General features: G+C 38.2%; 27 protein-coding genes, 1 tRNA gene and 1 pseudogene. 15 read left to right on the top strand and 14 right to left on the bottom strand.

Translation table 11 applies throughout. The annotated features are described in order from the left end of the window. Positions 1–79 precede the first annotated feature (79 nt). The 4 genes from B3P16_RS18550 to B3P16_RS18535 are packed head-to-tail and all read left to right on the top strand — an operon-like array spanning position 80 to position 3,506. On the top strand, positions 80–997 hold the full coding sequence (locus B3P16_RS18550; protein WP_236560197.1) for a PstS family phosphate ABC transporter substrate-binding protein: 918 nt from the start codon (positions 80–82) through the stop codon (positions 995–997). A gap of 1 nt (position 998) precedes the next feature. Continuing rightward, positions 999–1,895, top strand: a complete 897-nt coding sequence (gene pstC, locus B3P16_RS18545) for a phosphate ABC transporter permease subunit PstC (protein WP_070564149.1) — start codon at positions 999–1,001, stop codon at positions 1,893–1,895. Then, positions 1,888–2,739, top strand: a complete 852-nt coding sequence (locus B3P16_RS18540; protein WP_046673380.1) for a PstA family ABC transporter permease — start codon at positions 1,888–1,890, stop codon at positions 2,737–2,739. Before pstC ends, B3P16_RS18540 begins: the two co-directional genes overlap by 8 nt. Continuing rightward, positions 2,697–3,506, top strand: coding sequence for a phosphate ABC transporter ATP-binding protein (locus B3P16_RS18535; RefSeq protein ID WP_046673379.1), 810 nt, complete (start codon positions 2,697–2,699; stop codon positions 3,504–3,506). The genes B3P16_RS18540 and B3P16_RS18535 overlap by 43 nt, the downstream gene beginning before the upstream one ends. A 286-nt stretch (positions 3,507–3,792) precedes the next feature. Here B3P16_RS18535 and bshB1 read toward each other — a convergent pair whose 3' ends face one another. The 3 genes from bshB1 to B3P16_RS18520 form a co-directional block, all read right to left on the bottom strand. Next, positions 3,793–4,524: a bacillithiol biosynthesis deacetylase BshB1 gene (gene bshB1, locus B3P16_RS18530; protein ID WP_046673378.1), complete on the bottom strand. Its 732-nt coding sequence runs from the start codon at positions 4,522–4,524 to the stop codon at positions 3,793–3,795. 167 nt (positions 4,525–4,691) lie between these two features. Then, positions 4,692–5,183, bottom strand: coding sequence for a glutathione peroxidase (locus B3P16_RS18525; RefSeq protein WP_070564142.1), 492 nt, complete (start codon positions 5,181–5,183; stop codon positions 4,692–4,694). A 19-nt stretch (positions 5,184–5,202) separates the two neighbouring features. Beyond that, positions 5,203–5,835: a DUF4294 domain-containing protein gene (locus tag B3P16_RS18520; protein ID WP_070564139.1), complete on the bottom strand. Its 633-nt coding sequence runs from the start codon at positions 5,833–5,835 to the stop codon at positions 5,203–5,205. A 151-nt stretch (positions 5,836–5,986) separates the two neighbouring features. On the opposite strand from B3P16_RS18520, the gene B3P16_RS18515 reads away from it, so the two are divergent. The 6 genes from B3P16_RS18515 to B3P16_RS18490 all read left to right on the top strand — a co-directional run bounded on the left by B3P16_RS18515 (position 5,987) and on the right by B3P16_RS18490 (position 13,034). After that, positions 5,987–8,206 (top strand): RelA/SpoT family protein, encoded by a 2,220-nt coding sequence (locus B3P16_RS18515; protein WP_070564136.1) that lies wholly within the window; start codon positions 5,987–5,989, stop codon positions 8,204–8,206. Between the two features lie 110 nt (positions 8,207–8,316). Beyond that, a complete protein-coding gene (locus B3P16_RS18510; RefSeq protein WP_046673375.1) occupies positions 8,317–8,808 on the top strand; it encodes a Fur family transcriptional regulator in 492 nt (163 codons plus the stop codon). A gap of 127 nt (positions 8,809–8,935) precedes the next feature. Further along, positions 8,936–10,213: an adenylosuccinate synthase gene (locus B3P16_RS18505; RefSeq protein WP_070564133.1), complete on the top strand. Its 1,278-nt coding sequence runs from the start codon at positions 8,936–8,938 to the stop codon at positions 10,211–10,213. Between the two features lie 3 nt (positions 10,214–10,216). After that, positions 10,217–11,503, top strand: coding sequence for an anthranilate synthase component I family protein (locus B3P16_RS18500; RefSeq protein WP_286802048.1), 1,287 nt, complete (start codon positions 10,217–10,219; stop codon positions 11,501–11,503). Positions 11,504–11,564: 61 nt separating this feature from the next. Beyond that, positions 11,565–12,230 (top strand): TatD family hydrolase, encoded by a 666-nt coding sequence (locus B3P16_RS18495; RefSeq protein ID WP_046673372.1) that lies wholly within the window; start codon positions 11,565–11,567, stop codon positions 12,228–12,230. Positions 12,231–12,308: 78 nt separating this feature from the next. Continuing rightward, positions 12,309–13,034: a tRNA threonylcarbamoyladenosine dehydratase gene (locus tag B3P16_RS18490; RefSeq protein ID WP_286751888.1), complete on the top strand. Its 726-nt coding sequence runs from the start codon at positions 12,309–12,311 to the stop codon at positions 13,032–13,034. Positions 13,035–13,111: 77 nt separating this feature from the next. Here B3P16_RS18490 and B3P16_RS18485 read toward each other — a convergent pair whose 3' ends face one another. Next, complete coding sequence (locus B3P16_RS18485) at positions 13,112–13,624, bottom strand: BON domain-containing protein (protein ID WP_159332942.1); 513 nt, start codon at positions 13,622–13,624, stop codon at positions 13,112–13,114. 74 nt (positions 13,625–13,698) lie between these two features. After that, positions 13,699–14,169, bottom strand: a complete 471-nt coding sequence (locus B3P16_RS18480) for a 3-oxoacyl-ACP synthase (protein WP_286843834.1) — start codon at positions 14,167–14,169, stop codon at positions 13,699–13,701. 144 nt (positions 14,170–14,313) lie between these two features. On the opposite strand from B3P16_RS18480, the gene B3P16_RS18475 reads away from it, so the two are divergent. The 3 genes from B3P16_RS18475 to B3P16_RS18465 all read left to right on the top strand — a co-directional run bounded on the left by B3P16_RS18475 (position 14,314) and on the right by B3P16_RS18465 (position 15,651). Further along, a tRNA-Ser gene (locus B3P16_RS18475) sits at positions 14,314–14,401 on the top strand. 489 nt (positions 14,402–14,890) lie between these two features. Continuing rightward, positions 14,891–15,103, top strand: a complete 213-nt coding sequence (locus tag B3P16_RS18470; protein WP_046673369.1) for a hypothetical protein — start codon at positions 14,891–14,893, stop codon at positions 15,101–15,103. 2 nt (positions 15,104–15,105) lie between these two features. After that, positions 15,106–15,651, top strand: coding sequence for a hypothetical protein (locus B3P16_RS18465; protein WP_286802044.1), 546 nt, complete (start codon positions 15,106–15,108; stop codon positions 15,649–15,651). A 229-nt stretch (positions 15,652–15,880) separates the two neighbouring features. On the opposite strand, the gene B3P16_RS18460 is transcribed toward B3P16_RS18465, so the two are convergent. Next, positions 15,881–16,024: a hypothetical protein gene (locus B3P16_RS18460; protein WP_159332943.1), complete on the bottom strand. Its 144-nt coding sequence runs from the start codon at positions 16,022–16,024 to the stop codon at positions 15,881–15,883. A 77-nt stretch (positions 16,025–16,101) separates the two neighbouring features. On the opposite strand from B3P16_RS18460, the gene B3P16_RS18455 reads away from it, so the two are divergent. Next, on the top strand, positions 16,102–16,599 hold the full coding sequence (locus B3P16_RS18455) for a GNAT family N-acetyltransferase (protein WP_070564113.1): 498 nt from the start codon (positions 16,102–16,104) through the stop codon (positions 16,597–16,599). Between the two features lie 110 nt (positions 16,600–16,709). On the opposite strand, the gene B3P16_RS18450 is transcribed toward B3P16_RS18455, so the two are convergent. Both B3P16_RS18450 and B3P16_RS18445 read right to left on the bottom strand, forming a co-directional pair. Then, the gene (locus B3P16_RS18450) at positions 16,710–17,177 is read right to left on the bottom strand and encodes a peroxiredoxin family protein (protein WP_286843833.1); all 468 of its coding nucleotides are present in this window, start codon (positions 17,175–17,177) and stop codon (positions 16,710–16,712) included. A 120-nt stretch (positions 17,178–17,297) separates the two neighbouring features. After that, positions 17,298–17,753, bottom strand: a pseudogene (locus B3P16_RS18445) (DUF4369 domain-containing protein); the annotation flags it as partial. 356 nt (positions 17,754–18,109) lie between these two features. Between B3P16_RS18445 and B3P16_RS18440 the strand changes: the two are divergent. Next, positions 18,110–18,835, top strand: a complete 726-nt coding sequence (locus tag B3P16_RS18440; RefSeq protein ID WP_286751894.1) for a DUF6090 family protein — start codon at positions 18,110–18,112, stop codon at positions 18,833–18,835. A gap of 113 nt (positions 18,836–18,948) precedes the next feature. On the opposite strand, the gene B3P16_RS18435 is transcribed toward B3P16_RS18440, so the two are convergent. From B3P16_RS18435 to B3P16_RS18410, 6 genes are all read right to left on the bottom strand, one after another. Beyond that, positions 18,949–19,416 (bottom strand): GNAT family N-acetyltransferase, encoded by a 468-nt coding sequence (locus tag B3P16_RS18435; RefSeq protein WP_286751895.1) that lies wholly within the window; start codon positions 19,414–19,416, stop codon positions 18,949–18,951. 177 nt (positions 19,417–19,593) lie between these two features. Next, positions 19,594–20,589 (bottom strand): hypothetical protein, encoded by a 996-nt coding sequence (locus B3P16_RS18430; RefSeq protein WP_286751896.1) that lies wholly within the window; start codon positions 20,587–20,589, stop codon positions 19,594–19,596. 80 nt (positions 20,590–20,669) lie between these two features. Further along, a complete protein-coding gene (locus tag B3P16_RS18425) occupies positions 20,670–21,872 on the bottom strand; it encodes a S41 family peptidase (RefSeq protein ID WP_286843832.1) in 1,203 nt (400 codons plus the stop codon). 162 nt (positions 21,873–22,034) lie between these two features. After that, the gene (locus B3P16_RS18420) at positions 22,035–22,766 is read right to left on the bottom strand and encodes a hypothetical protein (protein WP_286843831.1); all 732 of its coding nucleotides are present in this window, start codon (positions 22,764–22,766) and stop codon (positions 22,035–22,037) included. Between the two features lie 9 nt (positions 22,767–22,775). Next, the gene (locus B3P16_RS18415; protein WP_286843829.1) at positions 22,776–23,498 is read right to left on the bottom strand and encodes a hypothetical protein; all 723 of its coding nucleotides are present in this window, start codon (positions 23,496–23,498) and stop codon (positions 22,776–22,778) included. 398 nt (positions 23,499–23,896) lie between these two features. After that, positions 23,897–25,624 (bottom strand): amidohydrolase, encoded by a 1,728-nt coding sequence (locus B3P16_RS18410; protein WP_286843827.1) that lies wholly within the window; start codon positions 25,622–25,624, stop codon positions 23,897–23,899. Positions 25,625–25,680 lie beyond the last annotated feature (56 nt).

Here is a 25,680-nt window from a genome sequence, read left to right as displayed (position 1 = left end):
TAAAACCTGTAGACTTTTAGGTGTAATGATGAGAAAGTTTTTTATAATCTTGATTTTAAGCTATGTAATCGTATTTAAAATGACTTCCTGTGCGCCAAAAGTCAAAAATGGTTATAGTAAGGAACATGGTTTTGAAGGTAATATTTCTTTGTCCGGTGCCTTTGCCCTTTATCCTTTAGCTGTAGTTTGGAGTGAAGATTTTAAAAAAATACACCCTAATGTTCGTTTCAATATTTCAGCGGGAGGTGCTGGAAAAGGAATCGCCGATGTTCTGACAGGTATGGTTGATATTGGAATGGTGTCGAGAGACCTACACGAGCAGGAAATAAAAAAAGGGGCTGTTCCAGTTATTGTTGCTAAAGACGCTGTTATCTGTACGATTAATCCCGGTAACCCTAATTATTCCGCTATTTTGAAGCGTGGTCTGAGCCGCGAAGAATTGCTGAATATTTTTGTAAATAGAAAGTTTAAGACCTGGAAAGAAATTGATCCTCAGTTTACGGCGGATCCTATCAACGTTTATGTACGTTCGGATGCTGCCGGAGCAGCTGAAACATGGGCTAAATTTTTTGGTCATAAGCAGGAGGATCTGCAAGGTATTGGCATTTTTGGTGACCCTGGGATTGCTCAGGCCATTAAAGATGATACTCACGGGATTGGATTCAATAACATTAACTACGTCTATAATCTGAAAACCAATAACGTGTTTGATCGTATTGCGGTTGTTCCTTTGGATCTCAATAAAAATGGGCACATTGAGGATGATGAGCAGTTTTATGGCACTCTATCTAATTTGACAGAGGCCGTCGCTACAGGAAAATACCCAGCTCCCCCCTCAAGAGAACTAACTTTTGTAACGCGCAATAAGACCGAATCCCTTCTCTTGAAAGAATTTATTTCTTTTGTGCTTCAAAAACAGGCGCAATCGCAACTCCTTGAGAATGGTTATGTCCCACTAAATGAAACATTGATAAAAGAAGAACTTAATAAGTTATAGCATGCTAAATACTCGTCTCGTTAAAGATTCTCTGGTCAAGCGATCCACCTTGCTCCTGCTACTGATTTCACTTTCAGTTGTGGTGATTATTGCGATTGGTTTAACTATAAAATCGATTCCGTTATTTGAATACAGTAATATCTTTCAACTGTTGACCGACAAGGTTTGGTCACCAATGAAAGGATCGTTTGGCTTTTTGCCTTTTATTGCAGGTACGCTTGCTGTTACCTTGATTTCTCTTGTTATTGCGATTCCGCTTTGTATACTGACTGCGGTTTATTTGACTGAATATGCTTCGGATGCCTTAAAAAATATGATGTTTCCGTTGGTCAATATTTTAGCAGCGATACCGCCGGTTCTGTATGGTGTTTGGGGGGTATTGTTTATTGTACCTTTAATTCAGCTGTATATCGCTCCCATCTTTGGGGTTGTTACATCGGGTTATTCAGTGCTTGCCGGTGGAATTGTATTGGCAGTGATGATCTTTCCCATTATGATTTCCATTATGGTGGAGGTGCTGCAAACGATACCTTATGAGCTAAAAGCGGCTTCGCTATCTTTAGGTGCAACAAAATGGGATACCATTAAGCATGTTATTCTGAAGAAGGCTAGACCTGGCATTGTTGCTGCAATTGTTTTGTCAACATCGAGGGCATTTGGTGAAACAATAGCGGTGTTGATGGTCTGTGGCAACGTTGCAAAAGTCCCTACTTCGGTATTTGATGCCGGATACCCAATTCCAGCATTAATAGCCAATAATTTCGGGGAAATGATGTCAATTCCACTTTATGAATCTGCGTTAATGTTCTCTGCGTTGTTGCTGTTTGTGATCATATTTGTTTTTAATTTAATATCTCGTCTTATATTGAGACGACTGGAAGGAGCTCAGCATGGATAATACGAAAAGACGGTTATTGAGTGAAAAAGTAGCGAAAGGTTTTATGCATCTCTCTGGGATAACCGTGACTGCTTCCTTGTTTTTTATCGTAGGAACCATCTTGTATAAAGGGCTTCCTTATCTCAGTTGGGAGATGGTTAGCCAGTTGCCAAAAGGTGGATTTTATATTGGAAAGGAAGGTGGGATTTTGAACGCAATCTTGGGCTCCCTCTATCTAGCAGGTGTAGCGACAGCCTTGTCCGCAATTATAGGTATTCCGATTTCGTTGTACCTTAACGTTTATTTGGGGGCGAAATCAAAAGTGACACAGCTTGCTAAATTGTTGTTTGATGTCTTGTATGGTGTTCCTTCTATTGTTTATGGAGCGGTTGGTTTTGGTATTATGGTTTATTTAGGTATTCGAGCATCGTTATTGGGGGGAATTATTACAGTGACACTGTTAACCATTCCAATTGTGGTTCGCACGGTTGATGAATTGATAAAAACAATTCCTGACGATTTAAAGAATGTCACTCTTTCCCTTGGGACCACACGCTGGGAATTGGCTAAGGTCATGCTAAGAAGCATCCGATCAGGGCTTCTTACCGCGATTTTGCTGGCTTTTGGGCGTGCTATTGGTGATGTTGCGGGCGTTTTATTGACAACAGGTTTTAGTGACAATCTTCCAAAATATATTGATGAACCAGCGGCAACGTTGCCATTGTCCATTTTTTTTCAGCTAAGTAGTCCTATTCCTGAAGTTCAGGGGCGCGCTTATGCTTCAGCTTTAGTTTTAACAATCATTATTTTAATTATTGTAGTATGCACTCATATCCTTCAATCGAAACAAAAAAATCGTCGATAATAAGTCCTTTGAGCAATCCCCACATTGAAATCAAGGATCTTAATGTCTATATTGACGGCCGACATATACTTAAAAATATTAATCTCGCCCTTCCTAACAATAGTGTAACTTCGATTATTGGTCCTTCAGGTTGCGGAAAGACGACGCTTTTAAAGACACTCAATAGATTAGTAGATGATACCAAGGGGGTTGAAATAACGGGATCTGTACTTGTTAATGGTGAGGATATTTATGGTAGAAATGCTGAAGTAACACATATCCGTAAGAAAATGGGACTTTTATCCCAAAAACCTTATCCTTTACCAATGTCGATCTATGATAATGTGGCTTACGGTCCTCGCATACATGGTACTCGAAGCAAAAAGGAGTTGGACAGAATTGTGGAAACGCAATTGCGAAATGTGGCGTTATGGGACGAAGTCAAGGACCGTCTCGGACATTCGGCTAGCGGATTGTCCATCGGTCAGCAACAAAGGCTTTGTCTTGCAAGAGGTTTGGCTGTAGAACCTGAGATTATACTTGGAGATGAATCGACATCAGCGTTAGATCCGCTTTCAACTGCTAAAATTGAGGAATTACTAATTGAATTGAAGAAAGATTATACCATCGTATTGGTAACGCATATTTTACGGCAGGCAAGACGGGTGTCTGACTATATTCTGTTTGTCTATGGCGGAGAAATTCTTGAGTTTGGACCGACGGAACAGGTTTTATTGAATCCGCAGAATGAAATCACAAAACAGTATGTAAAAGGATTTATTTCCTAGAAGCTTAAGAAACATCGACACTGGATTAGGTTTATGAGAAAGCAATAAGGATTGGCTGATAAAAAGAATAAGCCAAAGGCTTAATTTCTACTGTGGGATATCTTCCCTATAATTGTGAAGACGATTGCTTTGTTGAGATAAACATTAGCAAAATCAGCATATGACCGATATTGTTTCCATCAAATCAGTCCGTAACTTCGTTTAAGAAATTATGCGGGAGCATTCAGGTTTAAAATAGGAATACTCCCGCATTTATTTTATCATGGTATCAGATAGACTCTATTTCCTACTTCAGGTGGAATAAATCATCAACGCCAAGTATCTTCTTGGAAGTAAATCCTTCAGCATATTTCGCTTGGATATATCGTCCAAATTCTCGGGCTCTGGCAGCAGTTGATTCCATGAAATCCGGATTGGAAATGTAGGTTTGTGGTTCATCAGGATTTACGTTTTCTCCTGTGTAAAATTGAGTTTTATAGGCTAAAACGGATTTTTCTTTAACATGGTAATAATCTGTTATATCGATAACAACATCTGGTTTTATATAATAATCCTGTACAAATTGCAGTACCAATCGGGGGCGGTGGGCCTCCTGAGGAACATTGTCCTGATCAAAAGTTTCCACTCTTCTCAAGCCAGCAAGAAAGCAAGCTTCACTGACCATCTGCCCCGCTCTTCCATGGTCCGGGTGGCGGTCTGTGATGGCATTTGTAATAATAATTTCGGGTTGATATTTGCGGATAGCTCTTATTACTGCCATTTTCTCTCTTTCGGCATTTTCAAAAAAACCATCTCTTAAGCCCAGGTTCTCTCTAGCGGCCAGTCCTAGGATTTCGGCAGCATCTTTTGCTTCCTGAGCCCTGGTTTCTGCTGTGCCGCGTGTGCCAAGCTCGCCTTGAGTCAAATCAACAATTCCAACCTTTTTTCCTTCAGCAACATATTTTGCCATTACTCCACCTGCGCCTAATTCAGCATCATCAGGATGTACAGCAATGATAAGTAGATCTAATTTTAACATATGATATCTCTCTTTTTATTTGGCTCTTCAATGACAAATCATTCCATTTAATCAACGAACAATTTTACTGAGATGCTATAGACAGCTTCAATATACTATTGTTCCTGAGTCGATATACGATTAGATTGACGTTGTGAAAGCCGCGGCAAAGGTAAGCAGTTTATGGGTTACTCTTGTAAAAGACGCTCGATATTGCGGCAAATTTTACTTGATAATGGCGAAGTAGTCGGATAATAGAAATCAATGACCTCTCCTTTTTTGTTTATCAGGTATTTGTGAAAATTCCAGGAAGGTTTACTGTTAATATGTCCATTCTGATCTTTGCTTGAAAGAAAACTGTATAAGGGTGTTGTGTATTCGCCGATAACGTGGCTACGCTTAAAAATAGGGAAACTCACCTGTTGATTGATCCGGCAGAATGTCTCTAGCGTACCACCGGTTAATGGTTCCTGGTTACGAAAATTATTTGCCGGAAATGCCAGGATTTCGAAACCTTGGTCTTTATATCTTTGGTAGAGTTTTTCGAGCGATTTAAATTGTCTGGTAAAGAGGCATTGACTAGCAGTATTGACGATGAGTAAAACTTTACCTTCAAAATCAGCGAGAGATTTTTTTTTACCATTAAACTGAAGTGCGTCAAAGTCGTATACTGTTTTCATCTGGTTTTAGTTTGATTGGTCACATGACAGGTTGGGGTCTCGATTTCTCAAATTCCCTAATGATATTTTCAATGGCAAAGTCTTCTTTTGGGTCATAAGTTGACTTTAGGTTGTGACCGAATATTTTCGCGACTCCCTGATAAAAAAAAGCGGAAATCCCACCCTTCATTTCCTTTACCATTTCATAGCCGGTATGTCCCGTATAACGATCGATCAATTTAATGAGTATTTTGCCTTGGGAAATAGTCATATTTTTGATTTCTCGGTCAAACATCTGTTTTACGTCACTTTCACATTTTTCAACCAATGCTTTATGTTCCTTCTTGTCCGAAGTCAGCGCTAGGTCTCTGTCAAGTTGATCATATCTTTTTTGCGCATAGATTGCATAAGGAAGAACCTTGAGGACATTTCTTCTAAAGCGGAGATATTCTCTTCGTGCTTCTTCACTTGACCAGGTCCTTTTGGCCACAACAGTGACCTGTGGAATCGGAAACCAGGGTAATACCTCTCCGTTTGCCAAGGTTGTTGTCATATAACTGTTTACGGTCTCCTGTGCCCCCTCTCCATACAAAGGAAGAGTGAGTGATTGAGACTGCGCCCATCCGGACAGAGTCGCTGTGAGGAATAGCAAACAAAATAATATCGTCTTCATTTGGGCAATTATATAACGCTTTTTAATTTGTCAATGCTATAATATTTTGGTAGATTTATTACAAAATAGTTAGCTTGAAAATTAGTATTCAAGAATACAATAACTAAATTACACAAATTTACTCAAAAAACATCATTTACCTGCAACGTTTATGAAAGATTATGTGATTGATATTGAAGCAGAAAACAAAGAGATAAGGAAACGTTACCGAGCATTGTTACGCGCCTGTAAACCAACTTTACAACGCGGGGACAAGCAAGAGATCCGCAAGGCATTTGATTTGGCGTTGGATAGTCATAAAGAGATGCGACGTAAATCAGGGGAGCCTTACATCTATCACCCAATTGCTGTTGCCCAAATTGCTGCTGAAGAGATTGGCTTAGGGACGACATCTATTGTATGCGCCTTGCTCCATGATGTAGTTGAAGATACCAATGTTACTCTGGATGAAATTGAAGAAATGTTTGGTAAGAAAGTTCGCCGAATTATCGATGGGCTTACCAAAATTTCAGGAATTTTCGATCCAAACAGCTCTATGCAAGCGGAGAACTTTAGGAAAATGTTGCTCACATTGGCCGACGATGTTCGTGTAATTCTCATTAAATTGGCAGATAGGCTCCACAATATGCGCACCATGGAATTTATGGCCAGGGATAAGCAGCTGAAAATTGCTTCAGAGACAAGCTACCTTTATGCGCCATTGGCACATCGTCTTGGGCTGTATGCGATAAAATCCGAATTGGAAGATCTCTCGATGAAATTTACTGATCCGGATACCTATAAATTTATCGCTAGAAAACTGAATGAGAAAAAAGCTGAGCGTGAAAAATTTATAGGCGATTTTATTGGTCCAATCAAAGAGATATTGGAGGAACAGGGTATTAAGGCGTCCGTATTTGGGCGACCTAAATCAATCCATTCTATTTGGAATAAGATGCGAAAAAAATCGATTCCTTTTGAGGAGGTTTATGATTTGTTTGCTATACGTATTGTAATAGATGCTGTGGATGAGAAAGAAAAGACAGAATGTTGGAAAGTTTATTCTATTGTCACTGATTTGTACCGTCCTAACCCCGACCGTCTTCGGGATTGGATCTCCTCTCCGAAAGGAAATGGTTATGAGTCCTTACACACTACGGTGATGGGGCCTAAAGGGCAATGGGTAGAAGTTCAGATTCGAACCAAACGGATGAATGAAATTGCCGAAAAAGGATTTGCAGCACATTGGAAGTACAAAGAATCAAATTCAGATTCTGGCTTGGATCAATGGATCAAAAAAGTACGTGACGTCTTAAGCAGTCCAGATCAGAATGCGATGGATTTTGTGGATGATTTTAAGATGAATCTCTTCTCCGATGAGATTTTTATATTCACCCCCAAAGGAACACTGATTCAACTCCCCAACAATGCCACTGCTTTAGATTTTGCCTTTGAGATTCACTCTGATATCGGTGCAAGTTGTATTGGCGCCAAAGTAAATCACAAACTTGTTCCTTTAAGCCATATTTTGCAAAATGGGGATCAGGTAGAGATTATTACATCAAGCAAGCAGTCACCTAAAGAGGATTGGTTGAATTTTGTTGTGACTGCGAAAGCCAAATCCAAAATCAGATCTTCTCTAAAAGAAGAAAAGAGAAGAGTAGCGGAAGATGGGAAAGAAATTTTGGAACGTAAGTTGAAATCGTTAAAAGTTACTTACAATACGGATAATATTAACAAAATTGCCAACTTTTTAAAATATCCCAGTTCGCAGGACCTTTTCTATAATGTTGCCAAGGGCATTGTTGATATCAGGCAACTGAGAGAATATGTTGCGCATGAGAAAGCGGTTGAAATTAATGTAAGTTCTTCATCAGGAAATCAATTTAATACCCATATAGGTGGGCTAGTTGAAAAGATAAATAAGAAGGAATTCGACACGATCTTGATCGGCGATGATATGCAAAAGGTTGATTATACTTTAGCACCCTGTTGTAATCCTATTCCTGGTGATGATGTCTTCGGTTTTTTGACAGTTAATGATGGTATAAAAATTCACCGTACGAGCTGTCCAAATGCCTCCAAGCTGATGGCAAATTATGGCTATAGAATTTTAAAAGCACGCTGGGCTTCTACAAAGGATTCTGCATTTTTGACAGGTTTACATATCGTTGGCATAGATGATGTAGGATTAGTAAATAAACTTACAACTGTTATTTCTCAAGAATTTGCTGTTAATATTCGATCCTTATCAATTTCAAGTAACGAAGGTATTTTTGATGGTAATATTATGGTGTATGTAAATGATACTGCTCAGCTTGAAAGTTTGATGAGAAATTTAAAGCAAGTTAGGGGGATAACAGGTGTCAATCGATATGAATCGGAAAATTAGTAGCCAACCGTTGGATTGAAAATTACGCTAAGGCGACTACTATTAAGCACTATTTTTAATAGAGGAAATATCAATCTTAATTGGTAAATTTGTACAAGAATATTTTTACTATGAATCAAGCTGAAAATTTTGCAACTGTAAAAAAAATCTTTGAAGCCTACTTAGAAAATAAAAATCTAAGAAAAACACCAGAGCGCTATGCGATTTTGGAAGAGATTTATTCCCGTACTGATCACTTTGATGTAGAGTCTTTGTATATCCATATGAAGAACAAGAAATATCGTGTCAGTCGTGCTACAGTTTATAATACCCTAGAACTTTTGGTCTCTTGTGACTTGGTTACAAAACACCAGTTTGGAAGGAACATGGCACAATTTGAGAAGTCATATGGGTTCAAACAACACGATCACGTGATCTGTATTGAATGTAATAAGGTTGTTGAATTCTGTGATCCACGTATCAACCAAATTCAGAGTCTCATGGGAGATCTTTTAAAATTTGATATTAAGCATCACTCACTCAATTTGTATGGTGTATGTCAAGACTGTCAACTTAAGAACAAAAAAGAAGAGACCGTCGCTCACGAAGCTATTTCAAATTAATCTTATATTTTCTTAAATATAATAGTACATTTGTTCAGGAATGTTCAGGGGAAAATTCCTGAACATTTTATTTTTAAATAGAGTCTATTTTTATTAATAACATTTTAATTACTATACTTTAAAAGCTATGCAAGTTGATGTGCTTTTGGGCTTACAATGGGGTGACGAGGGTAAAGGTAAAATCGTAGACGTATTTTGTCCAAAATACGATTTAATCGCTCGTTTCCAAGGCGGCCCTAACGCCGGACACACGTTGGAATTCGATAACAAGAAATTCGTACTCAACACAATTCCATCTGGTATCTTCAATGAAGGTACACTAAATCTTATTGGTAATGGTGTCGTTATCGATCCGATTATCTTAAAAAGAGAGTTAGACAACCTGAAGACAGCTGGTTTTGATCCGGTGGGTAAAGGCAATTTAGTTTTAGCGCGAAAAGCACACCTTATTCTGCCTACACACCAATTATTGGATGCTGCCTCAGAATCAAAAATGGGTGCAGGAAAAATTGGATCCACTTTGAAAGGTATCGGTCCAACTTACATGGATAAAACCGGTAGAAATGGTTTACGTGTAGGTGATACGACACTTCCGGATTTTCAAGAGCGTTACCAAAAGTTGAAAGAAAAACACCTAAGCATTCTTTCGCACTATGGTGAGATACCTGATTTCAGTGAAAAAGAGAAGGCATTTTTAGATGCTATCGAATTCATTAAATCTATCCCACATGTGGATTCAGAGCATTTGGTGAATCAATATCTGAAAGAAGGCAAACGTGTGTTGGCTGAGGGTGCGCAAGGTACGCTGTTGGATGTGGATTTTGGTTCTTATCCATTTGTAACTTCATCGAATACCACAACAGCCGGAGCTTGTACAGGCCTAGGTATTGCACCAAATAAAATCGGCAAGGTATATGGTATCTTTAAAGCTTATGCGACTCGTGTAGGTGGTGGTCCCTTCCCTACTGAACTTCACGATGAAACTGGCGAAAAATTACGTCAATTAGGTCATGAATTTGGAGCAACTACTGGTCGTGCTCGCCGTACAGGTTGGATTGATATTCCTGCCTTGAAATATGCTATTATGCTTAATGGCGTAACAGACTTGATTATGATGAAGGCCGACGTTTTGGATACCTTCGACAAAATCTATGCATGTACACATTATAAATATAATGGTGAAGTGATTGATTATATGCCTTATGAAATCATCACACATCAAGCCGAACCTATCTTGGAAGAAATTGATGGGTGGAAACAAGATTTGACTGGTATAACGTCTGAACAGGAGATACCTGAAGCATTAAAAAATTACATTTCTTATTTAGAGAAAGCTCTTGAAGTACCTATCACAATCCTATCGGTAGGTCCTGATCGTAAACAAACATTAGCTTTATCAAAATAAACTATGCGGATCGAAAGTTTTGATCTTCTCGATTCTAAAGATAAATTTCATCAAAAAGCCCTGCATTGGTCGGGGCAATTTGATGAAATTTCTTTCTTTAATAGTAATGGGATGTCCGATCAATGGGGAAGATATGAGCAAGTATTGGCTGTCAAGGCATTATTCTCCTTCCGTGCAAATGAAAATGTATTTGATCAGCTCGATACATTTTTGAATTTACATCAATCTCAGTTTATCCCTGGATTTCTATCCTACGACCTCAAGAATGAGATAGAGGAATTACAGACAACGGGAAAGGATCAGCTCGAATTTCCGGAAGCTTATTTCTTCGTGCCAGCGATTACGCTCCGATGGACGGCAAATCAAGTGCATATAGAGGCTGAAGATCCAGTTAAAATCTATCAAGCTATTTCCGAAACGAAAATTCCTTTAGCAGCTCCAATCGTAGTGCAAGTACAATCGCGTTGGACAAAAAGTGAGTACGTCAAAGCATTTGAAGATGTGCAAGCGCATATTCAACGTGGAGACATTTATGAAGTTAACCTTTGTCAGGAATTTTATGCGGAGAACGCCGACATCTCGCCGCTCGAAGTTTATCATCAATTGAATTGCCTATCACCTACCCCATTTAGTTCGTTCTTCAGAGTAGGAGATCATTTTATCATGTGTGCTTCTCCGGAGCGATTTTTAGCGAAAAGGCAGGGAAAGCTGATTTCTCAACCGATTAAAGGGACAGCTAGAAGAGGAACAAGCCCGGAAGAGGACCGACAGATTATAGCTGATATGTTGCGGTCAAAAAAGGAGATTGCTGAAAATGTGATGATCGTTGATTTGGTGCGTAATGACCTGACACGAAGTGCTCTTCCTGGCACGGTTGAGGCTACTCGCCTTTTTGAGATTCAATCCTTCGAACAAGTGCATCAAATGATTTCTACTATTACCTGCATGCAAGACCCAGAAGTCGCCAATGTGGATGTATTTAGAAATACCTTTCCTGCAGGTTCGATGACAGGTGCTCCCAAAATTGCAGCTATGCAAATTTGCGATCAGCTTGAAGCTCGAAAGAGAGGTATCTATGCAGGGTCTATCGGATACTTTGACACTGTACATGATGAGTTCGATTTTAATGTTGTCATCCGCTCACTGCTGTATAATAAACAAAAACGGTACCTTTCCTTTCATACTGGAGGGGCGGTCACCAATCAGGCAGCTGCAGATCAGGAGTATCAAGAATGCCTTTTGAAAGCTTCAGCCATCCTTGAAGCCCTAGATGCAAGATTGGAAGAATAAAACTATACTAATTTTGTAGAGAATATTTTTTGCTTCAAGTATTTTTTCGACCTTTGTCCCATTGGTACCACAAGTTCCTTATATCGATCTACATACTCATCGGAATTATCCGATCAAAGAGCGCGCGATTCTCTCGGTGAAGAATATCGCATTGAATCATGCCGAAGAAATCACTGAAACAGATTGCTCCATAGGGTTACATCCATGGTATATAGACGGGAATTCTGAACTTGCTTTAGCCTTAATGAAAGGAGGATTAAAGCAGGATCAAGTTTTGGCGATAGGCGAATGCGGTTTGGATAAAAATATTGCCATTCCCCTCATCCAGCAGCAGCAGGTCTTTGATCGACAGGTTCAACTGGCTCAAGTTTATCGAAAACCGTTGATTATTCATTGTGTTCGAGCTTTTCAGGAGATTGTCGGTTGTTTAAAAAAAGTGAATTTTAACGAAGCTGTTGTTTTCCATGGCTATCGGAAAAATTGGACACTAGCTCGGCAATTAATTGATCAGGGGTACTATCTTTCAATAGGTGGACATTGTTTAAATGGAAGCCAAGACGAGCTTTTGGAAAATATTTCACTCAGTCAATTGTTTCTAGAAACGGATACAGATACGACCGTAGAAATTACTACGCTTTATCAATACGTAGCTCGGATCAGATCGATCGAGTTGGAGGAGCTAAAGCGGGCTTTATACCAGAATTATAAGAAAGTATTTAATAAGTGAGGCCATCATAGTCTGTTTATTCACGTTGTCGGATAGCTATAAGGTTTCATGAAAATATAAAAAAACAAATTTAGATAGATGAAAGATTTAAGTTGGCTGTCACGTACCGAAGCATTGATAGGTCGATCAGCGGTTGAAAAATTGGCAAATTCACATGTGATGGTTTTGGGATTAGGTGGTGTTGGATCCTTTGCTGCAGAATTTATATGCCGAGCGGGAGTTGGGAAAATGACCATTATCGATGGAGACACAGTGGATCCGTCTAACCGTAATAGACAATTGCCTGCCTTGGCAACTAATCATGGTGAAGCAAAAGCTGAAATTATGCGGGAAAGATTGTTGGCCATTAATCCTGAGTTGGATTTAACCGTAATACAAGATTTTATCATTCCAGAAAAGATACCCGCTTTATTAGAATTGGCGCCAGATTATTGTGTGGAAGCCATTGATAGTATTACACCGAAACTATTTTTCATTCGGAGGGCGTTAGAAGCCAATATACCATTTGTGAGTTCAATGGGTGCCGGTGGCAAAGTGGATCCAACAAAAATAAAAATTGCTGATATCGGTAAATCTTATAATTGTAAGTTGGCCCAACATATCCGTAAGAAATTGCGCAAACATGGTATACGTGATGGAGTGAAAGTGGCATTTTCAACCGAACTTCCAAACAAGGATTCATTATTGTATACCGATGGGAGTAATTTTAAAAAGTCCGCTTATGGCACCATGTCCTATTTACCTGCGGCTTTTGGTGGGGCGATAGCTTCTGTTGCTATACGAGATTTAATAGAAAATGCTTAACTTAGGTATTAAATAAACATATGAAGAAATGAAAGAAGCTGCCTGCCAATTGACGGGTAGCTTCTTTTTTTCTTAGGCTATCGGCTTGTGACCCCTTTTATATCAATACCTTTGGGCTTGATATGTTCCAATCGTTTCTTGAGTGTATCTATTTTTGATTTTTCAAGATTACCCGTTGCAATTATAATCCCTTCTTTAACCTGTGCTGTAATGGTCGGAAAATCTTCCAGAACAAGGTTAACATCTCGTGTTAAGGTAGAATCTATCGCGCCGCCCAAAATTTCGTGATATTTTTCACGGGCATCTTCTGGTTCAGGAAGATTTACGACAATATTGTTGTGAATGGATTTGATATCCTCTCCTCCGGCTAGCTTTGTTTTGTTTTCTATGTCCTGCTTGAGAGAGTCTGAACCTATTTGTCCATTCAAGGTTACATTACCCTCTTCGACATCGACTCCGATGCCCGCAGTAGTTTCCAACGCTGTTTCGATTTTTGATCTTAGTTTTTCGTCCGACTCGGGCGATCTACAAGAGTGAATAAATAGTGCAGCACCAAGCAAGAAGATTAAAAGTAAACTATTGAATTTCATGTCATTCTTTGTTTCTGTACTAAATAAGAACAGATGCGTCGGCATATTGTTTAATTTTTCGGTATTTTCATCACCTAGTAAATTGCAATAACTTTTTGATTAACGTTATTAAAAACAAAACTATCACCTATTTTTTTCCCGATAAGTAGTTGTCCAATTGGAGATGCAGGCGAGATAACGAAGATATTATTGGTCCCTATTTTTACAGCTCCGATACTTGTGGCGATCAAATATAGTCCAACATTGGTTTGAACAAGTGTTCCTAATCTGACGACATCAATTACATCATTTGATAATGATTCTATACTGATCAGTTGCTGCAGATCTTTATTGGCTTCCACGAGTTGTTTCTGGTAGCGATTAATGTCCTGTTGGATCATTTCACGTGACGTCTCATATTTGTCTCCAGCACTACTTTTTGTATCGTCATTACTTGAATCCCGTGCGGTTTCCAAAGCAGATTCTATCATTGTAATTCGTTCCTTGGTGCGTTTTAGCGCTATCTCAAGGACCTCCCCTTTTATGTCGAAATAATTATTTGTCATTCCGAAAAATAAGGAATAAGTTTTATTCATTAAAAAATAAAAACAATAGGCTTAGGCTCAATAGAATATAATAAATTGGATGGTAAATAATACGAATAAGGTTGCAATAAATTAAAAAATTACTACATTTGTGCACTGAAACACGGAAAGGTGTCAGAGTGGTCGAATGAGCAGTCCTGGAAAGACTGTATACGGGATGACTGTATCGAGGGTTCGAATCCCTCCCTTTCCGCAAAACGAACCGTTTTTAACACTGTTAAAAACGGTTTTTCTGTTTTAAGTATTATACCAGCACCAAAAACAGCACCAAATTCAAACCAAAGGAGGAAACGTTTTATGAGAACTTCATCTTACAAAATCCCACGTGTAATAAGAGCCAAATCCGGTGACTGGAGAGTCGTTTATGAATACGAGATTCTGAGCTAGATTAATGAGTTCGAAAGTTTTACATTATCGCTCTACATTTTGTTAGTTGTCTAAATTTTACCTTAAGATATTCAAGTAGGCACATAACTTTACCTATGAACTGTATAATTCTTTCGTAGGCTTTCTTGATCAAGAGAATTAACAACATCAGTCAATTTTTATTAATGGATCTTGTTGCCAATCAAAAGTCAATTCATCAAATTATTGGCGTTTTTTATATTAATATTTTTTTATAATATATTAATATATGTTTATATTTAATTAATCGTACAAGCTAATGTTAATTAAGTTTTAAATGAAAAGGATAATTCAAGAAGAAGAACTTGTCAAAACTGGAAAGATGAAAAAAGATCCGCTCACTATGTCTGCGGATGAAAAGATACAATGGAGGCAAGAATTGCAAAAGAGCATTCGTTCCTATTTATTTTCTCGCGAACAGCCATTGGTTTATAACAAGGATGGGCAAATGGTTGAAGAGCATCGCGATGGCACGATTCAAAGTATTTGATCATGGCGAAAATATATGTGATAACCGGTCCCCCTTACATTGGGAAAAGTACTTGTGGTCAGTATTTCATCCCAGAAGGGATTAAGATACTTGACCCAAATCTCTTTGTTCAAAGCTATGCTGAACTAGGTTTAAAAGATGGATATCGGAGATTTGAGGAACAGCTGTTGGGGCTGCTGAGTCATGACGAAGATTTTGCTGTTGAGGTCAATATCGTTAATAAGGTGCATCTTCAAATGCTACAAGACATTAAAGCCTTGTATCCTGAAAATAAGATTGAAATGATCTTTTTTTACACCGATAATATGTACATATGCCAAGCGAGGTCTAAGGCTAAGAAAAATAGTAGTTGCGACTCCGACCCTGACAAAATAACCCGTTCATATATTCATACCATGCCGCTTGTGAAAAGACATCTAAATCTCTTTTCCTCTGTTAAGGGGGTGGATATAAGCGAAAACCACATAGTACCTGAAACTGTGTTTAAATACCAAGATAATGCTTTAGGAATCGAGGTATCTACATCTCTCCCCGTATGGGCTCAGTGAAGGAACATCATACCCACTTAAATTTCGATAAAAGGAGAAGTCTAAATTTAAAGGCTCTTGACCTGACCAACTTCTACCTTTGTTCGGCTTTTCCTCAGCTGGACTTTGAGTTGGCTTTGATGAAAACTTTCATATTCATACTTACTGCAGTTCCAAATGGTTGATCTTTTTAAGCGATAGATATTATTACTACCACAACGATTATAATAACTTTGGCCTATTATAATCATTATTTTAGTACAATATCTTTTATGCGGGCAAGACCCTCGGATGAATCTCTAAAGATGATCTTGCCATCTCGGTCAATGACAATATAGGTTGGAAAGATATAAACGCCCAATTCGAAGACGATAGAATTTGTTTTTTGCTTCATATCCACATATACCTGAGGCGAGTTTAAACAATAGTGTATTTATTACTATATTTGGGAATAAACCGAACTAAAAAAGCATGGATGCCCTCAACTTTCAACTTACACTTAGACCGACAGTATACACGGATTTAGAAACACATTATCAGTTTCAGCTTGATGAAGAAGCAAATTATCTCGCCGCATTTACCTCAAGTACTTCTTCAGACAAAGAAGCTTACCTTGAGAAATATGCTAAATTTCTCAATGAGCCAAGTATAAACAATCAAACGATTCTGGTTGATGGGACAATTGTAGGAAGTATTGCGAAGTTTGTTATTGATGGTGATGCTGAGATCACTTATTGGATTGACCGGAAATTCTGGGGACGTGGAATTGCAACAAAGGCGCTTAAAGAACTTCTTTCATTTGAAACAAGCCGTCCGATTTATGGGCGTGTCGCTTTCGATAATATCGGTTCTCAAAAAGTACTGGAAAATTGTGGTTTTGTTAAGGTTGGTACAGACCGAGGTTTTGCTAATGCACGCCAAATCGAAATCGAGGAATTTATTTACAGATTAGATGAATCAGTGATTTGATCAGCCTATTTATTACCAGCTTTCTTCTTAGTACATTTTGCATTTACGTTCCGGGCCTAACAAGAATACTCCAGTCTTAATACGGCTTATCGGACACACTACTAAACGCACTATTTATGATCGTCTTTATCGGAAAAGATCGCCTTTAACTTTTCTTCTAAATCTTTTCCCCTGAGGTCGCGGTATATAATTTTTCCTGTGGGATCCAATAAGAAGCTTGCTGGTATGGAATTTATGCCATAACGTTTTGCTGCTTGGCTATCCCAACCTTTTAAATCAGATACTTGTGGCCAACTGAGCTTATCATCAGCAATTGCTTTCATCCATTGTTCGCGTTGAGCCGCCTTGTCCAGGGATACTCCTAAGATCTCGAATCCCGAATCTTTGTATTTATTGTAAAGCGCTACAAGATTTGGATTTTCCTCACGGCATGGTCCACACCAACTAGCCCAAAAGTCTACTAATAGATACTTTCCTCGGAATTCAGTTAGTTTTAGACTCGTACCCATTTGCGTTTGTAGTTCAAGATCGGGGGCAATCTGTCCAACTTTCGTCCTGATCGACGATTCTAATTGCATGGGTATCTCTTTGGCCAAAGGGTAGCTTCTGAGCTCCTCCGCTAAACCGCTGTATATCCCTTTAACCTCTTCTATAAATTTCTCCTGTCCAGCAACAAAGGATAAACTGATTAAACTAAGCTAAGACGATGGATGTTGGCGAGCAAATGCTAAATGAACGCTATACAGGTCATCCATTAATCCCTTTTCCCGATCAATAAAAGCTTCCCGTACTTTAGGATCGCTCTGTTGATTAGCTGAAAGTGCATAAAATTCTTTATTAAGTGCTGTAAATTTATCATCTACAACGCTTCGCATTTTTTTTAAAGCATCTTGGTCGAGATTAATTTGAGACCCGCTAATTACAATGTTCTTCAAGGAGTCGCTTGCTCGCATTTCCATAGTCACAGGCTCAAGGTAAAAACGAAAAAAATCCATTTGCTCGTTGCGAGCTGGTCTATTTACATATGGATTTTTATTGAGATATAACGATGATGAAACAGGATAGTCTACGGTTCCCGAAAATGAAAAATTTCCTCCTCTGGAAAAAGTGGAATCCACGACAGACTTACCTTCTATTTCGTAGATCAAAAATACTTTAGCACCATCCTACAGTGGGGGTATTGTGCCATTAATTTGATAGCGATTTTGCCCACAAACGAGGAAAGGAAGCGTAAGAGCCACTACTAGCAATCCTGCCCGAATTCTCATAATATAAAGTCTATTTTCAGTTAATTTACGAACCTAAATATACGGAATTTTTCTGTTCTAAACCAGTCACTATTTAGTATAATCCATGGTATATACCCGATAAAACAATTTGACAGGTGTTTTCTGCCATAAAAGAGGTAATAGATAAGTTATTAATTTGTGTGTTTTACCAAACTTTTGCATCTTTGCGTATTAGCACCAATATTTAACAAATCACCTTTATATTAACTTAAAGCTGTAAAATGCAAGACGAGATCATTAAGCACACGAAGAAAATTTATAAAACCGCAAAGGAGCCAAAGCATAGTCTCACCGAAAAATTGAAAGAAATATCCATTGAGATCTTCATTATCGTTTTTGCAGTATCACTTTCGATATGGCTTCACGGTTGGAGTGAGCATAGGCATGAACAACAAGAAGTAAAAGAATTTTTGGAGGACCTAAAAGTCGATCTCGAAAAAGATGTCCACGACTTAGAAAAGCAAAATTCCTACCTAACGAACACAGCGGAAGGATGTAAATTTTACGGGGAATTAAACCAACAAAAAATTGATAGCTTGGTGAAAGTCAACCCAAATGATCGTATTAAGATGAACCTTAATCCGATCTTTAAGATCAGAAATACTGGAAATTATGAAGGATTTCGATCTAGTGGAAAAATCGGTCTCATTAAGGATCGAAAATTAAAAACAGGAATTTTGGAATATTATCAAACCGTAGTACCATCAAAAGACGATTGGCAAACCTACTATAACTCATTGGTTTTTAATCTCGCAGATGAGCTGGTATCCGTTCCCAATGCAAATATCAATCCTGATTTAATGTACAAAGCAATTAACGCATCGCCAAAAGTAAAAGGGATTCTTATCAATGCAGCATCTCAAGCAAATATGATTATTCAGCTGAATGATCAGGTGATTAAATCTGCCAAAGAAATCATTGCCGAAATTGAGCATAACAACGAATAAATCGGTTTAAAATGAGTGTGTAATGCCTTACCAATAAAAAAAAGACTTCTTTTAAAGTTTTAAAAGAAGTCTTTTTTACTTGTTATAGATATTATCTCATTGGATTTTCACTATTATCTGTCATCGATTTCCATACGCATTTCCAGAAGATTTGGTTTAAATCCTGCCTTTGCATAGGCTTTTATTGCACTGGTATTTTCTTCATAAACCTGAAGTCTTACTTCCGAGATATTTCTTTCTTTTGCCCAATCGATCAATCGGTGTAAAATCATCTTGTTGATACCCTGACCTCGATATTCTGGCCTAACGTACATAAAACCAAGATAAGCATACTTTTCATACTTTTGATAAGGTTTTGCATCCAATAATTTCGCATATCCTGATCCGACAAGTTGATCGTCAACAACTGCGACAAGGACTTCAGCCTCCCTAGACTTGATCAATTCGAGGAGATCATAATAATGAATTTCGCCTGGCTTTAATGTGTTATCAAAAGGTCGTTCCGCTTCAACGATCCCTTGTTCAAACTCAATTAACACATTGATTTCGCTTTCTTTTGCTTGTCTGATGATTATTTCCATAATTAATATTCTGCGTCTATTATTCCGCCTTTTTCGGGCTATATCCACTGCTGGCAAACTACAAATCGCATAGCAACTGTAGTATTATTTTCATATTTTAAGTTCTAATTAGAAGGAACTTCGGAGCCTTTTTCACCTTTTCTACAAGTTACATATTTATCACTTATAACGGAGGGGCTACTTATCAAGAATATGGAACTCTCGTTTTTCCAATAATCCATTTTTGTATAGTTCAGTATAAATCAACGGTCCTCTTTTTCTTGTGTTGATTATTGGTTCCCCCGTTTCTTCATTATATTCCTGCAATAATTTATAATACTTCCATTTGCCATCAGGAAGCCCTCCTTTATACCTTGCTTCCAAGTACGTATACGAATCTGTAAATGATGGATATTCTTGTAAGTCCACAAACCGATTTGTTTTAAATTCGATCCATTTTCCTTCTTTATGGTGATTTTTAATTGAGCCCTGTTCTTCATCTGTTTTATATAATCCATTCTGATCATAGTATCTGACAAATGTTCCGTTGCTTAAGAGCTGAAATTGATAAACAGGTTTTTGCCTAAAGGGATTCTCATTAAATTCATAATCCCGCAATGAGATTATAAAATTTTTATCGATATAGAATAGTGTATAGTCTGTGAATCCCATTTCTCCCTCATGATGAAGATAAATTCTTCTTATATCAACCGGCTTCCCATTCTTTACTGAAATTAAATATATTTTTTCTATGAATGGTTCACTATAGCGGACAGCGTTATAAATGGCCAGAAAATGAAGCGAATAATCCCCATAACGGAGGAAATTGGAGGCAAGTTTAATCTGATTATATTCTTTGCCGATATCTTGCTCAAATGGAAAAGAAACATCATATGCTTCGGGTATCGTTACGAGATTGTTTTTGATTGATTGATCAAATTTTAATGCATAGCGATTTCCTAAACCACGGTGATCTTGCATAGCCGACAATACGGAATCGACAGGTAGTTGTTTTGAAATATTTGAATACCCAAATGGAAGCGTTATACAATTCCTTTTATCCGTATTAAAAAAGTTAGATCCTTCAACTGATGCAGGTATATTTAAATTCTTATATCCGGTTTGTGCTTTGCTGTAGTTGGAAACAAGTACAAGCACAAGAAGGATAAAGGTTTTATTAATTTTACTAAACATATACTCTTTAGTTGTTCACATTGATCCTAACATTGCTCCATGAGTTTTCAGGCAAACTGAGCCATCATCTCCTATCTAACCTACCAAGCTATCTCCTTCGCTTTTTTTAATGTTTCTTCGATATTTTCACACAAAATCTTGGGAATAAAATCCTCTCTTGGCATTCCGTTGATATGATACAATCTTTCCGTTGGGAATTGGAATCCAATTTTTGTTTCTGTGAGACGGAAGTTTGAAATTGCGCCTAATAGCCCGGCCATAGGTGTGCCAATAACTGTCGCTCTATCAAGCGCGTCAAAACCTATAGCTATCCCTTCGCCCATACTTCCTGTCCAGTGTCCCACGAGGATATACACATTACCCTTGAAGATTTCCTTACGTGGACTTACATACTCTACCCAATGTCGTTTTGTGTCATAATCCTTCTCATCAAATTCGTGAATTTGATAAGGTAGAACTTTATTGACAAACCGCCCCATAATGGCCCTCGCAACCGTTGAATTTCCACCGCTAGGAGTTTCAGTCAAATCCAAAATAAGGTTTTTATTAGAAATCAAACTGTCAAGCGTCTTATCAAATTCAGCGATCAAGTTATTATTTCCCAGTGAATTATTGATTTTGATATAGGCTGTGTTTCCATTTATAATTTTATAATACAACAATTCATTCCGATTGTCATAGCTTACCGGTTCAAATGTTTTACGTTCGCCGTTTTCAACGACAGTAATCACGCGTTTCTTATCATGAGTTCCCGCAAAAAGCATATCTAAAGCATACTGATACATCTTTGGACTGTAATGATCTGTAAATCGAGGTAAGAAACTTTTTAACTGTTCATCGATTGCTTTTCCGTTGAAAAGAGTTACTTGCATACCAATTTTTAACCCAGCTAAATCTGCACCAAAACCTTTTCTTAAGTCTTTTATTAAATATTTGTTTCCATTTTTTTCGACACGTAGGTCGGACCATGATGGAATTATCCTGTTTGATGTATTAAGATTTGTGCTTAACGACGAATGTCCATTGTACAGCTCATTCAACGTATTTTCAAGCAACTGAATAAACTCGTTGTCATTTGTAACTTTTTCTACTTGTGAAGAATAAATTTCTTTGACTTTATTCCAGTCGATATTTTGCCTTTCTAAATAAGCATAATGTTTATTGATATCAGACCAAAACTCATAAAAATCCTTTTGGTATTTGGTTTGGGCGAAAATATTATTCTTTGTTAAAAATAAGAATACTATAGTAAAAATTGCTTTAGTCAATAGGCTTAATTTCATTGTTGTGTTCTTGAAGTGGTATTTCATTGGTCCAACCATAGCAAAAATAATAAAACCGGTGTTAAAATACTGAATCTTTTGAAAGCATTACTTTTTTCGTAATCTCTTTGTATAGATTTATAACTTGGAAAATCCTGGTGTTGTGATTCAGCAATTAAGCTGTTAACATCCCATTGGAGTTTTGATAATGATTAATTTGGTAACTTTTTTACCGTTATCTTTAAGACGACATGCGATCCGTAAGAAATAACGGCTTATACCGACTGCTGATGGATATTCAGATGGCGATTTTACTTTAGTCAAAAGTTTAAACCATTCTTCACCACACTGCTCTTTTACTTTTTGTTTCAACTCGTCCATAGATACGCTGGGAAAGGTCCGATGATCCTGATCAGTATATTCTTCACTTAGAAAAAGGCCATTCCCATTTTGTTTTAAAGGCTTCCAGTCTGAGTTAAAATGTTTCCATTCGGTAAGATCACAATGGGGACCTTCATTCATAATAGTTACGCTGGTTTCATAGCGTTGTTCAACCTTCAAGTCACGGACCTGATCACTTAAAATAGAAATATAAGTTCCCTCGATGCTTTCCCCGACTTCTGCTTCGATTTCTACGATATCACGTTGTAGTCGATCCATCCTCTCTGGATCAAAAATGGCCATGCCTTGAATCGAAACGACAAATTCATTGAACTTTATGGATGTTGTTGTCTTAACCTCATTCGTGGTATGTGAGACGGGGACCGTATCTATCTGCTGCCCGGATATCACTACTTCTCCGTCAATAGGATGTTCTGATTGCTTAACATCCCGTTTTTGTAAGGGTACGCTAGGATTGTTACAAGAGCAAATTGCAGCAACAGTTAGCATGATGATATTTTGTTGTATAATCATCTCTATACCTTAGTTTGTATTTTCTTTGCTTAACCGGGCAGTGTAGTACGCAAACTGCTTCATATTTTCATTGGCAACTTTTTTACACGTATAAGCTTTTATTATGATCGTCATGCTATCGATCCATCTGATGTTTTCCACCGCCCAATTGTCCGTTTCAAAACTGTTGTATTCGGAAAGTTTGATCCGGAAAGGAGCCCTTTCTTTGCGGACAGCAAGTACCCCTATAAAGCAACTATTCGCAGCATAGACCTCATTATAATAATAAGCAAGAAAATCTCCGTTTGGAGATGGAATTGGTATTTCAACTGCACCGTCGCCGACTGAAGCAATTGTATGTTGACTACCGTTGATGCTATCGAGTAAAACTAAATCGCTAAAACCTAATGATTCAGCAACATGATTGCTTACGAGAATATGCATTTTCAGTTTGGGAAGATAGCCTTTATACGCCCAACCCTTAAATCCATCGCCATAACCGGCTGAAAAACTATATTTCCTGAACTTTAGCTTGCCTTTGCCTGTAGGAATCACAAAGCTTTTCCGTTCAACAGCAGGAGTTTTATTGATAATGTTGGAGCTAAATGCTTTATGATAGTCTTCTGGTGTAGCTGCTTTGATTACTAATTTGGGAAGGCTATCATAACAATCTCCATAACCTACTGTCAAATTTGGTATAGATTGACCGTAAACAAGGTTTATCGAAAAAAGAAATATCAATAGCGATTTCATATTTATTTCTGGATTTTAGTAAAAACAGGATTCCATCTAACATAACCCTCCCTGCGTTGCATGATGAAATAGATCTATTGTTTGTTCAAAAGTGACATCATGAATCGATCATCGTGTAAAGATAGGCCACAAGCCGCAAAAGTTTAAGACCATTTAATATTTGCATGTGGCGATTTATTATTCGCTATTTCTTTAAAGGATGAAGACTTGACGCTGTTGTATTACTATACAACTCTCCTGTTTTATCCCAACATTTGATCCTCTTGAAAACGATGACTTCGACTCATCGTCACTAGTCCAGCAGAGTGGCAACTAACAGTACAATAGCGGGTTTTTCCAAACAATCGCGAATCAAAATGAGTTTACAATGCTGTTTTATTATGGGATTGACAGATCGATCAATTTCGCTTAAAGACGGTATTCCCTTCTTTGATTGTTTCAATTACTTTGATGTCCCGTAATTTTTGGGGATCAATTGTTAATGGATTTTGATCCAAAATAACCAAATCAGCTAGTTTTCCTTTTTTGAGAGACCCTTTATCTTTTTCTTCCTGATACTGATAGGCAGCATTGATGGTAATTGCTTTGAGTGCGTCCCTGACATCAATACGTTCATCTGGCCCCAACAACATTCCCGAACGTGTCGTCCGATTGACTGCAGCATACACCCCGGTCAATAGATCTGGAGGCGTTACTGGGCTATCATGATGGATGGTAAACGGTATTCCCGCTTTTTTTGCCGACTGAGCTGGACTAATAAACGCCGCACGTTTGGGACCAAAAACACTTTGATAGTGCCAATCTCCCCATAAGTAAACATGGGATGAAAAGTAGGAAGGAATAACACCGATATCTCTTATCTTGGCGATATGATCGGGGCGGCTGTTCTGCACATGTATCAAGGTTGCCCTAAGCTCAGGTTTATAAATTCCTTCGGCTTTCAATCTGCCGATCACACGAAGTGCCTGATCAATAGCCGCATCGCCATTAACATGTAGTTGTGCCGTAATATGATTTGAAAACACTGTTTTTAAATCATTGTAGAGGGTCTGGTCCGAAAAGATTGGAAAGCCTTTGTAATCTGCCGGTTGACCTTCTGGTGGAACCAGGTATGGTTCTGTCAACCAAGCTGTCTTCCCCTGAGGCGAACCATCATCCGAAAATTTAAATCCACCAAATTTCAAACGCTTTTCGTATTTCATGTAATTGGGTTTAAAGGATTTCCATTCGGCTTTGTTTGCTTCAAAATCCGGAAAATAAACCACATCTGCCTTTAAAAGATTTCTCGAAACTGCTTCCTTCAACAGGCCAACCCCCACTCCCATCGAACGTCCGTCACAGATTGTTGTCTGCCCATAACTAAGCCATTCGTCTTGCGCTTTGACAAAATCTTTTAGGGATTGAGATAGCTCATTTTTGGCCTGTTGAGGCTTGGGAATCATATTCGTCAACTTCACCAGTGCGGCAAAAGAGGCATTTTCTTCTAGTTTGCCGTTTAGTCGATTATCAGGGCTTCGGCCGTAATGTCCCCCCTCCGGGTCTTTTACATTTTCGGCAATACCTAATAACTTCAACATCGCACTATTGGCAACACTTGCATGACCAGAAGCATGAATGACAATAATCGGATTTGTCGTACTGATCGCATCCAATTCCTGACGAGTCGGATGGCGATGCTCACGCATGATAGCATCATCGTAACCATTTCCTAATACAGGAACAGACGTGCCTAATTTTGTTCGCTTAATAACTGATAATATAGTCTTTTGAAGATCTGGTATTGAATTAACGGTACCATATGGACTTGGCGATAAATCTATTGCCTGTTCCATTCCTGCTCTTGAAGTGATATGGCCATGGGCATCGATAAAGCCAGGCAGTAAAGTTTTTCCCTTTAAATCGATCTGTTTCGTGTTTTCCCCTACATAGGGGCCCGCTTCTTTCCGGCTACCGACGAAAAGAATTTTCCCGCCTTTTACTACTAACGCATCTACCTGGGGAAAATCATCTTCCATCGTAATAATATTTCCACCATAATACAACGTATCGCCTTTTTGCTGACTGCTCTTACAGCTTAAAATAAAAAAGGGTAAAAGGATAATTAGATATTTCGTAATTATTGCCATGTGAGAGGTTAACTGTACTGATGAATAACAACAGAATACAGTTAATTGTTTCGCAG

Origin of the sequence: Sphingobacterium sp. UBA7631, assembly GCF_002483935.1 — a bacterium.
Taxonomy (GTDB): Bacteria; Bacteroidota; Bacteroidia; order Sphingobacteriales; family Sphingobacteriaceae; genus Sphingobacterium; species Sphingobacterium multivorum.
Note: the sequence above shows the minus strand (reverse complement) of the source record. Positions and strands in the feature narration are given on the sequence as shown.

Excerpts from the sequence above, each read along its gene's own strand:
- B3P16_RS18440 (WP_286751894.1), top strand. The coding sequence starts at position 18,110 with ATGCAAGACGAGATCATTAAGCACACGAAGAAAATTTATAAAACCGCA.
- pstC (WP_070564149.1), top strand. The coding sequence starts at position 999 with ATGCTAAATACTCGTCTCGTTAAAGATTCTCTGGTCAAGCGATCCACC.
- B3P16_RS18410 (WP_286843827.1), bottom strand. The coding sequence starts at position 25,624 with ATGGCAATAATTACGAAATATCTAATTATCCTTTTACCCTTTTTTATT.
- B3P16_RS18470 (WP_046673369.1), top strand. The coding sequence starts at position 14,891 with ATGAAAAGGATAATTCAAGAAGAAGAACTTGTCAAAACTGGAAAGATG.
- B3P16_RS18460 (WP_159332943.1), bottom strand. The coding sequence starts at position 16,024 with ATGAAGCAAAAAACAAATTCTATCGTCTTCGAATTGGGCGTTTATATC.
- B3P16_RS18535 (WP_046673379.1), top strand. The coding sequence starts at position 2,697 with ATGCACTCATATCCTTCAATCGAAACAAAAAAATCGTCGATAATAAGT.
- B3P16_RS18425 (WP_286843832.1), bottom strand. The coding sequence starts at position 21,872 with ATGAAATTAAGCCTATTGACTAAAGCAATTTTTACTATAGTATTCTTA.
- B3P16_RS18490 (WP_286751888.1), top strand. The coding sequence starts at position 12,309 with ATGAAAGATTTAAGTTGGCTGTCACGTACCGAAGCATTGATAGGTCGA.
- B3P16_RS18505 (WP_070564133.1), top strand. The coding sequence starts at position 8,936 with ATGCAAGTTGATGTGCTTTTGGGCTTACAATGGGGTGACGAGGGTAAA.
- B3P16_RS18525 (WP_070564142.1), bottom strand. The coding sequence starts at position 5,183 with ATGAAAACAGTATACGACTTTGACGCACTTCAGTTTAATGGTAAAAAA.
- B3P16_RS18550 (WP_236560197.1), top strand. The coding sequence starts at position 80 with ATGACTTCCTGTGCGCCAAAAGTCAAAAATGGTTATAGTAAGGAACAT.
- B3P16_RS18450 (WP_286843833.1), bottom strand. The coding sequence starts at position 17,177 with ATGCAATTAGAATCGTCGATCAGGACGAAAGTTGGACAGATTGCCCCC.
- B3P16_RS18510 (WP_046673375.1), top strand. The coding sequence starts at position 8,317 with ATGAATCAAGCTGAAAATTTTGCAACTGTAAAAAAAATCTTTGAAGCC.
- B3P16_RS18465 (WP_286802044.1), top strand. The coding sequence starts at position 15,106 with ATGGCGAAAATATATGTGATAACCGGTCCCCCTTACATTGGGAAAAGT.
- B3P16_RS18500 (WP_286802048.1), top strand. The coding sequence starts at position 10,217 with ATGCGGATCGAAAGTTTTGATCTTCTCGATTCTAAAGATAAATTTCAT.
- B3P16_RS18455 (WP_070564113.1), top strand. The coding sequence starts at position 16,102 with ATGGATGCCCTCAACTTTCAACTTACACTTAGACCGACAGTATACACG.
- B3P16_RS18540 (WP_046673380.1), top strand. The coding sequence starts at position 1,888 with ATGGATAATACGAAAAGACGGTTATTGAGTGAAAAAGTAGCGAAAGGT.
- B3P16_RS18480 (WP_286843834.1), bottom strand. The coding sequence starts at position 14,169 with ATGACAAATAATTATTTCGACATAAAAGGGGAGGTCCTTGAGATAGCG.
- bshB1 (WP_046673378.1), bottom strand. The coding sequence starts at position 4,524 with ATGTTAAAATTAGATCTACTTATCATTGCTGTACATCCTGATGATGCT.
- B3P16_RS18415 (WP_286843829.1), bottom strand. The coding sequence starts at position 23,498 with ATGAAATCGCTATTGATATTTCTTTTTTCGATAAACCTTGTTTACGGT.
- B3P16_RS18420 (WP_286843831.1), bottom strand. The coding sequence starts at position 22,766 with ATGATTATACAACAAAATATCATCATGCTAACTGTTGCTGCAATTTGC.
- B3P16_RS18435 (WP_286751895.1), bottom strand. The coding sequence starts at position 19,416 with ATGGAAATAATCATCAGACAAGCAAAAGAAAGCGAAATCAATGTGTTA.
- B3P16_RS18485 (WP_159332942.1), bottom strand. The coding sequence starts at position 13,624 with ATGAAATTCAATAGTTTACTTTTAATCTTCTTGCTTGGTGCTGCACTA.
- B3P16_RS18430 (WP_286751896.1), bottom strand. The coding sequence starts at position 20,589 with ATGTTTAGTAAAATTAATAAAACCTTTATCCTTCTTGTGCTTGTACTT.
- B3P16_RS18515 (WP_070564136.1), top strand. The coding sequence starts at position 5,987 with ATGAAAGATTATGTGATTGATATTGAAGCAGAAAACAAAGAGATAAGG.
- B3P16_RS18520 (WP_070564139.1), bottom strand. The coding sequence starts at position 5,835 with ATGAAGACGATATTATTTTGTTTGCTATTCCTCACAGCGACTCTGTCC.